Source organism: Pedobacter gandavensis, assembly GCF_032678465.1.
Classification (GTDB): Bacteria; Bacteroidota; Bacteroidia; order Sphingobacteriales; family Sphingobacteriaceae; genus Pedobacter; species Pedobacter gandavensis_B.
The window spans coordinates 383,406-391,753 of sequence record NZ_JAVTSK010000006.1; the positions used below are offsets into that span (position 1 = coordinate 383,406).

The 8,348-nt window shown below is 36.1% G+C and carries 8 protein-coding genes; 4 read left to right on the plus strand and 4 right to left on the minus strand.

Going from position 1 to position 8,348, the window contains the following annotated elements; all coding sequences use genetic code 11:
• Positions 1–16 precede the first annotated feature (16 nt).
• Together R2Q94_RS22220 and R2Q94_RS13710 are read left to right on the plus strand one after the other, a co-directional pair.
• Positions 17–286, plus strand: a complete 270-nt coding sequence (locus tag R2Q94_RS22220; protein WP_410478545.1) for a hypothetical protein — start codon at positions 17–19, stop codon at positions 284–286.
• 238 nt (positions 287–524) lie between these two features.
• Positions 525–860, plus strand: a complete 336-nt coding sequence (locus tag R2Q94_RS13710; RefSeq protein WP_316822035.1) for a helix-turn-helix transcriptional regulator — start codon at positions 525–527, stop codon at positions 858–860.
• 221 nt (positions 861–1,081) lie between these two features.
• Here the strand turns inward: R2Q94_RS13710 and R2Q94_RS13715 are convergent, their stop codons facing one another.
• Both R2Q94_RS13715 and R2Q94_RS13720 read right to left on the minus strand, forming a co-directional pair.
• On the minus strand, positions 1,082–1,627 hold the full coding sequence (locus R2Q94_RS13715; RefSeq protein WP_316822036.1) for a hypothetical protein: 546 nt from the start codon (positions 1,625–1,627) through the stop codon (positions 1,082–1,084).
• Positions 1,628–1,638: 11 nt separating this feature from the next.
• Complete coding sequence (locus tag R2Q94_RS13720; RefSeq protein WP_316822037.1) at positions 1,639–4,464, minus strand: RHS repeat-associated core domain-containing protein; 2,826 nt, start codon at positions 4,462–4,464, stop codon at positions 1,639–1,641.
• Positions 4,465–4,517: 53 nt separating this feature from the next.
• On the opposite strand from R2Q94_RS13720, the gene R2Q94_RS13725 reads away from it, so the two are divergent.
• Positions 4,518–4,940, plus strand: coding sequence for a MarR family winged helix-turn-helix transcriptional regulator (locus R2Q94_RS13725; protein WP_316822038.1), 423 nt, complete (start codon positions 4,518–4,520; stop codon positions 4,938–4,940).
• A gap of 143 nt (positions 4,941–5,083) precedes the next feature.
• Here the strand turns inward: R2Q94_RS13725 and R2Q94_RS13730 are convergent, their stop codons facing one another.
• A complete protein-coding gene (locus tag R2Q94_RS13730) occupies positions 5,084–5,587 on the minus strand; it encodes an SRPBCC domain-containing protein (RefSeq protein ID WP_316822039.1) in 504 nt (167 codons plus the stop codon).
• A 209-nt stretch (positions 5,588–5,796) separates the two neighbouring features.
• Between R2Q94_RS13730 and R2Q94_RS13735 the strand changes: the two genes are divergently transcribed.
• Complete coding sequence (locus tag R2Q94_RS13735; RefSeq protein WP_316822040.1) at positions 5,797–6,792, plus strand: GlxA family transcriptional regulator; 996 nt, start codon at positions 5,797–5,799, stop codon at positions 6,790–6,792.
• Positions 6,793–7,562: 770 nt separating this feature from the next.
• On the opposite strand, the gene R2Q94_RS13740 is transcribed toward R2Q94_RS13735, so the two are convergent.
• Positions 7,563–7,880 (minus strand): helix-turn-helix domain-containing protein, encoded by a 318-nt coding sequence (locus R2Q94_RS13740; RefSeq protein ID WP_316822041.1) that lies wholly within the window; start codon positions 7,878–7,880, stop codon positions 7,563–7,565.
• Positions 7,881–8,348: the final 468 nt, after the last annotated feature.

The following is an 8,348-nucleotide window of genomic DNA, read 5'->3' on the forward strand; positions in this document are numbered from 1 at the left end:
TTTTTCTCCAGAAGATATCCATCTTGTTGAAGCTAAACGGCGAAATGAACTAGAGCCAAAAAAAGATCTAATCAGTACAAGGGATATTTGTGTAAGTAAGAACCTTTATACAATTCCAAATAAGGATGGCGATGAGAAGTTTGCACTTGAAAAATATTCTGCAAAAGAAATTGTTGCTGTCTATCCTGAAGTATCTGGGTGGCTCGTTGATCCCACTTTGACTAAGATAACACATCACCACTTCAACCATCCCCCCGGCATTAAAGCCCTGCTCTTCCAGCCATAAGCCGCAAAGCTTCAGTTCCGGAACCACCTTTGTCCTGAAAGCCAACGCCTGCAATTTAGGCTGTAATCTCAACTGCCTGTTCTTAGTAACTCCCATAATAAAAAAGTTTTTAGTACCTATTGGTGACAAATATAATGAATTGGTTCAACCAACTAACACCTTTATAATTTGTAAAACACCAATAAGTAACCTAACTTTACACTTATAACGCAATTAAGGTTATTTAAGACACATAAATATGACTTTCGGAGAAAAGATAATTAGTTTACGCAAGCAATTCAAATGGTCACAGGATGACCTCGCTAAAAAGATTGGCACCTCTGCACCTATTATCGGCCGGTATGAACGTGAAGAGATAAAGCCATCCATTGATGTGGCCGCTAAGATTGCAAATACCCTGAATGTTACCGTGGATTACCTGATCGGCCAATCTGACCACATCATCATGGATAAAAGCTTAATACGCAGAATGGAAGATATTGAAGCTCTGCCCAGCGAGGAAAAGGATAAAGTCTATTACCTGATTGATATGGCCCTGGCTTACAACAAAACAAAAAAAGTATTTGCCCATTAAAAGGTGGGTGAGGAAAACCGACATCCTGTAAAAAACAAGTTGCGTAGTTTTTCTCCCCCGCCTCAGGCGAAGACAGTAGTTTTTGGGTACCCAAAAACACAACTTGCAGATATAAAATCAACAATACGCCGTATATGCAACTAAGCATGTTACAGTCTATTAGATAACAGTAAAAGCCTGGGTCAATTAAACAAAGCCTTACTTAGCTTATATATTTTGTATTATTGGAGTATTATCTTACCCTTGGTATATATTTCAGTAGATATAGGCTTATTTTCACAGTCCACAAACTTACCTTTCAAAATAGGCTCTTCAGCATAAGGATAGCTTTCATTCTCAAACTTCTCTTCTTTCAATGGTGTTTTAATCACTGATGCACTTTTAGCTTTGAATAAACTTTCTTTCTCAAGATCGCCACTGCATAGAAAAAGAGCATTGCCAATTTTTATTACTCCTTTGTACTGCTGCTTTCCTGGGGCATCCCATAGTCTTGCTTCGATCGTCATCCGTCTGTTCCCGTTATTCAATTTGAATGTCAACGAATAAAAGAATTCTTCGTTCTTATAAAATTCCTTATTCGAATCTACTATAGAAACAAGTAGATTTGAAAGGCAAGGTACAGCCGTATATTCAGTAAATGTGTTGTTTACTTTAAGACTATCGGTCAATTTAGCGGATTGGTCACTGCTGACCTTGCCTTGGCAACTTATAATAGTTAAAGCAAGGCAGGAGCAGACAATAAGATTGATCCAAAGGTTTCTTTTCATTTTTTACAGATTTAGTTTCTTCTTCTCGGAGCCGTTATGATAACTTCCATTAAATTTGCCATTTTTGATTTTGACGAATATGGCGTATACTTGCCATTTGAAGGAGTATATATATTGTACTTTATGGGAGTATAATACCTACTTTCAAAAAACCTTGTTACGCTCATATCGCCTCCTCGATTCGTATTGTCACCCTCTGGGGTTAAACCAGAAGGGTTTGCAATTCCCATAGGATGGCTATGGGTGCTCTCTACCAACCTTGGGGTAAGCATGTTCATTGGCTGATGCCCGAACTTTTTGTTTACGACAACACCAACGATTCCAGCCTCACTTGTTTCTGAATGGGATGTTGTAACATAGTTCTTGCCGTCTGAAAAAACACTTAATCCCCATTCTACGTTACTGTTGTTTGCAGCAAAACTAAAGAGATCGCGAGCCTGTTCTCCGTTTGCCTGATAATAATCGAATTTTATCATTCCATTTGTTGTACGGAGTTGATCCTGACCACCATTGTCGAGAATGCCTTTCTCAACTGCTAAGGATTTGCTTTTATCAATCTCTCCATTAGCAGAAGTCGCATAGAGCTTATCTGTTTTATCATCCGTTTTAGCAACCAATTCAATAGCTCCGGTTTTTAGCAGTTTATAGTCATCAGTAGGCTCCATCCCATCAGGATCAATAAACCTAATCGGATTATTGAACGCATAGTTATATGGTGAATGCCTTCTCATCTGTTCTGCCAACGGATCTACGACATTCCACCTCCCAATTACCGGATCATAGAACCTTGCGCCATAATCATACATCTTTTCCTGATCCTGCTTCTCCTTTCCGTTATACTGATATTTGTTTTCAATCCCTATAATTGTTTCCTGTATATCCAGTCCAAAAGGATAATAGTTCGTTTCCTGGATCTTTCTTGCCTGGCTGCCGTTAATATCAAAGTACAATCTACCATTTCCCAAATGATCTGCTAAAGTATATTCATACTTGTAGTCTGTAGCACTATTTCTCACTACACGTCCTTCAGAAGTCTGTAGGTATTTCAATACTCCCTGTTCATATTGAATACCTCCAATATATTCATTCAAAACCGAAGAACCAACTACTTTACGTAATTTAATACCTGATGCATCATAGGTATAGCTAATCGCATTTCCTCCTGCAGTTATTGTTGAAGGAAGATTCAGATAGTTATAAGAGATGCTGGAAATGTTATTCCCGGTATTCACTGTATTGATTCTAGATGTCATATTACCATTTACATCATAGCCATAAGCAGTCGTTCCCGGAAGCTGAAAAACGGAAGAAAAGTTAGTACTACTATCTACAACTGAGCTTAACCGATTTCCAATATAATTATACTCCAACTGGTCTGTCAGTATATTTGCATTATAACGCTGCAGCCCCTGAATGTTACCCATCACGTCATACATGATGGATTTCTCATCGTTGTTGTCACTATTCAAGCCAGATTTCAAACGATTCAATCCATCGTATCTGTAATTATAATACTTCAGTCCAGCCCATTCCTGACGGCTAATGTTTCCATTATATTGTGGAACTACTCCTGAAAGGACCTCCTCATATTTCAAACTCTGGCTAAACAAGCCTGAGCTTTGACTTTTCAACCAACCTCTTGGATTGTAACTATAGGAAATTGTCTGAGCAAAAACAGGTACACTTAAATTTACACTATGCAGGCTCTTGGAAATCAACTGCCCTACCTCATTGTATTCATTTCTACTCAATAATACCTCTGCATTAGTCGTTGACGCATTATCCCCAGTCTTCTGATAAGTCTCCTTTAGCCTTCCAACATGATCATAGCTGTAACGGTTCGCTACATAGAGTTGTTCGATACCTTTTACATAATGTCTACGGATGCTGGTGCTTTCCTCCCCAGAGAAGAGATAAGTTTTAATCAACTCATCATAATTATTAGCCGCTGTATCACCTCCTTTATAATGCTGCTGAATACTTTTCACAATTCGAGCCTCGTCATCATAATAATTCACCTTCCATAGCATATGAGTCGTACCCAGCACATTCGTTCGACTTACCGTTGGAAGGCCTTTCAAGTTCTTGCTATAACTCCCTGAAAGATTATAAGGTGAAGCGGCAGGCAAACCTGGAACTTTGTAATCGTCATAATAATTAATCGTTAATGTAGTGGCAATAATACTGCTATGAGGAATGCTCAATCCATTATAGCCATTCCCTGAATCAACACGATCTTCCCATAACACTTTTGTAAAATTATTCAGCTTTTTATCGTTATCAAAATATCCTGAGTTCACATAACGCAACCAACGGTAGCCTCCGGGCTGAAAGGTGGGAAACACTATCGCTCCCTCGTTTAGAGATTTTTCCTTATTAAAAAGCTGATCAATATTTATTCGATTGACATAGCCTAATCCTTCACATTCTAAACACATCCCCTGTGCATGATTAAAAGAAAAAACATTTGAATAACCCACAAAAGGTTCACCCATCCTGGAATAAAGCAGCCGCAAAGAAGCATAAATATCAGTCGCCGTTCCTACTGTCGAACGTGCATTTCCTCCCAATCTTTGTTGATTGATTATAACTGGTACATTTAGATGCTCAATTTTATCAACATCAGCCCAACCGTAGTGCATTAAGCGGTTTCTCACAAAACTATTTTGAATTTCATTAATTTGTCGCTGAGCTTCTGCCCCTATAGTCTCAAAAACTAAAGAGGATTTACCTGATCCTGATACACCAGTGAAAACTGTTATTTTATTCTTTGGTATTTCCAGGGAAATATTTTTCAGATTATTTTGACGTGCGCCGTGTACAGAAATAGTTTTCATAATAAATTACTTAACTTTGTTAATGATTAACTAAGTTAAGTATTATTAATGAGATGAAAAATACAGAAAAAGAGTTTTATGATGTTTTTACAGATTTTCAATGTTTCATTATTGCACAGGTAAATAGTGGCGATTTTAATGGGGTTACCGCCACACATTACAATTTGGTGGAATTTATTTATAGGAATGGCGCCTCATCCAACAAGCAATTGTCGCTAAAGTTTCAGGTAAGCCAAGCGGCTATTTCAAGACAGGTAAAGTTTCTGCTAGCGGCAAATTTAGTGATGCAAACCCAACTAAAACAAGACCGCCGGGTCTTTTATTTGGAAGTGACTGAAAAAGGCAGGCAACTGATAGACGGCTCAGAAAATTTCAGAATGAACACCACAAACCAGGTCTGTCGGATTCTAGATAAGGAAGAACTGGAAGCTTTGACTTCGTTGTTACAAAAAGTTGTTCAGGGCTTGCATAGTTAAGTACTTGTCCTATCATTCTCAATGTGGAAGATATGTATACGGTTTTTAAGAGAATCTTGTTAAATGGCATAATATAAATGAAGGCTCTTTTGTAATAGAGATAGAGTGTGTAGGTGTACTAAAAAAACACCTACACCTACTGATTATTGGCTACTTTTTGCGTCCCATTTTTCAACAAAACTCTCCTCTAGTTCATTCGGTTCTTCTTTTAGGGTGGGCTGACCTTTACCGGTGGTAATTAGACTTTGCAAGCTATCCTTAATATAATGATTCCATGCATTTGAGCAAATATCATAACATTCATATTCAGGAATAAGACCTAACTGTGTAAATTGAAGTTCTGTTCGGTTGTCCTTTTCACTGATTTCAAAAATCATTAGATTATCCGTCCATTCATGTTTGTCTTTAGTAAACTTAAAGGTGTTTTCCATTACATGCCAAACCAATTTTTTGTTAGGGATTAATTCTGTTATTTTGAATTTGGTAATATGTACGTCCTGATAATGATAAGTAAATTCATCATTTAATTGTTCTGTACCACCTTCAATATTTTCTGACCACCACGCGCGTACATTTTTAATGGCACTAAATACTTCCTCGGAACTTTGGTCGACCAATATGGTCGCAATAAAATTTTGATTTTCCATGTTTTTACTTGGTTTAAATTCAACATTGATATCGACAGGATAGTAAAACATCTTCTGCTTTGATACCTTGATGAATATGATTTATACTTAAATACAATAGGTTACACTCAAAATTACTGACTTATGTTCAAAGCCGCAGGGTGCCAAATAGACTTTATAGAGGGTTGATTTAGACATTCAGTCTGCTTATTTTTGTTAAAACGAAAACAATGAAGCACATCACCATTATTATTCCTTGCGGAAAAAACAACTTAAGCACTATGACCTGCATTATAGGTGCTTATGAAATTTTTACACGTGCCAATGATTATTGGAGTGAAAATGGAAAGCAGACCTTATATGAAATTGAAATTGCTGGGATTTCCCCTGATACAAAATTCATGAAAGGATTGCTGACCTTGAAGACGGAAAAAAATATAATGGCAATAAAAAAGACCGACCTCATCATTATTCCCTCCCTAGGTCATGGTTATGAAGAAAATAATAAAGGAAATCTGGCTTTAGTTGATTGGATGACCAAACACTATTTGAGAGGGACTGAAATAGCAAGTATGTGTAGTGGAGCTTTCATGCTGGCCTCCGCTGGTTTACTGGAGGGAAGAAATTGTGCTACACATTGGTGCTTTGGAGATGCCTTTAAGAAAAAGTTTCCAAATGTGAATTTACAAATTGAAAAACTGATTACTGATGAGCATCGCATTTACACCAATGGAGGTGGATATTCATTTCTAAACCTGATCATTTACCTGATCGAAAAATATTATGACAGGCAAACGGCCATTTATTGCTCCAAAATATTTCAAATAGAAATCGACAGACAAAGTCAATCTCCATTTATCATATTTTCAGGGCAAAAACTGCACGACGATGAAATGGTAAAAAAAGCTCAAGCTTATATTGAAAGTAAGATACATGAGAAAATATCTGTAGAAGCATTATCATCTATGTTTGCTGTTGGAAGAAGAAACTTTGACAGGAGATTCATTAAAGCAACAGGAAACACACCTATTGAATACGCTCAACGAGCAAAGGTTGAATCTGCAAAGAAAGCGTTTGAGACCAGCCAGAAAACAATTCATGAGGTAATGTTCACCGTTGGATATTCAGATGCCAAAGCCTTTCGAGAAGTCTTTAGAAAGGTTACAGGAATGTCACCATTGGAATATCGTGGGAAATACAACAAAAATGCATTTATTGGGCCTTGAGGTAATTCTTTTAAAGCCTTATTCGTTATTGGAATAGCCTAGGAAGATCGTTTACAGTTGCATCAACAAAATCCCAATGCCTTGTGGAATTACAAACCAGCAAATACTCTTTATCATTCAAGTTTATCTGTATTTTAGTGGTTAGTTTATTAATTCCATTAGTTATAATGAGGTAAGAATAGTCTTTATTATCAAAGTTGATGCGCATAGGTAAATTCATAACGAAAATATACCATCGTAGATTTGCTTTTAATCTGCGGATATAAACCCTATAAATAGCATAGATTGATTAAAACTACTTTTCGTTGCGGTGCACAATAAACTTAAAAGACTTTGGGTTAAAGCTTTCTTCAAGTTCGAACTCAATAGCATCTTTTGGCATCTACAGCATAAGTTTATTTGCGACATTACGTTTAGTTTAACTCCACCTTATTTTTGATCAACTAGGATTTGAATTAAAAAGAATTTTTAGCTGAGTGCCTTTTTGAGGATGCCATGATGGCTTATAGTCGATGTAACCATAACTCTTTAATTCTCGTATATTCTTGTGGTATGTTGCAATGGACTTTACCCTCGAAAATCGCATTAGTTTCGATCGGCTAACTTGAAAAGGTAAATTTGGATGTTCACAATTGCTAAAATAAAATAAGGCAATAAAAAGGCTGATGTGAGAAGGGAACAAACGATCATCTGACACAATACGCTCAAAGTAATTACTTAATGCGTGTTTATGAAAATGGAGATAACTCATATTACCGTGTTTCATAATTTTATCCCTCCAACATCTTATCTATTAATAATTTATCATAGTACATCGTTCCTCCGATTTTTCTAAAAGTTAAGGTATTATTAATGCGAAGATTTTGTAATGTTCCGCCTGAAATTTTCAGCATAGCTTTTACTTCGCTACTCCTTAACCACTCCTTATTCTGATTCAGATTTTTATCCTGCAAAACACCTTTTATTTCCTGCATTAAATCCGTTTTAAACTGTTGCAGGTCTTCAATTGTAATGATATCTATTTTCATAATTATTGTTATTGATTTATAAAGCCAAAGTTTGAGTTTTTTAAATTCTTGCATTCCCATATGGGAAAATTAGTTTTACTTGATTAGTCTAGTTAATCAATGAAGTTCATACCAATCCCAGAAATATAATCTAAGGATGCTCAACAGGCATTAACTTAAATCCTACAGCATAAAATTGTGAGCAGGATCTATGAATAATAAAATCTTAAAAAAAGATAATCAAGGAATGTGCTTTTATGGTACGAATTAATGAGAATTTGGACTTGTGATATTTTAAATAAACAAAATTTAGTCGTATCTTTAATAGATATCAATTGCAGTTAAAACGTATAAGAAAAGTGGTGATTGATTCGGTGAGTCGAATTTAAAAACCAGGCGAAATACTATTTAAACGCTGATTTCAGGACTAGGTTCTGATCCCAGCGGGATCACCAGAAATTTTAACAAAACGTTTAAAAGCCTGAAATCAATTGATTTCAGGCTTTTTGTTTTTACAAAAAACTATAGTTTATTCAATAATTCACTTTT

Coding starts and splice junctions, on each gene's coding strand:
- R2Q94_RS13725 (WP_316822038.1), top strand. CDS start 4,518: ATGAAAAATACAGAAAAAGAGTTTTATGATGTTTTTACAGATTTTCAA.
- R2Q94_RS13735 (WP_316822040.1), top strand. CDS start 5,797: ATGAAGCACATCACCATTATTATTCCTTGCGGAAAAAACAACTTAAGC.
- R2Q94_RS13710 (WP_316822035.1), top strand. CDS start 525: ATGACTTTCGGAGAAAAGATAATTAGTTTACGCAAGCAATTCAAATGG.
- R2Q94_RS13730 (WP_316822039.1), bottom strand. CDS start 5,587: ATGGAAAATCAAAATTTTATTGCGACCATATTGGTCGACCAAAGTTCC.
- R2Q94_RS13720 (WP_316822037.1), bottom strand. CDS start 4,464: ATGAAAACTATTTCTGTACACGGCGCACGTCAAAATAATCTGAAAAAT.
- R2Q94_RS13715 (WP_316822036.1), bottom strand. CDS start 1,627: ATGAAAAGAAACCTTTGGATCAATCTTATTGTCTGCTCCTGCCTTGCT.
- R2Q94_RS13740 (WP_316822041.1), bottom strand. CDS start 7,880: ATGGGAATGCAAGAATTTAAAAAACTCAAACTTTGGCTTTATAAATCA.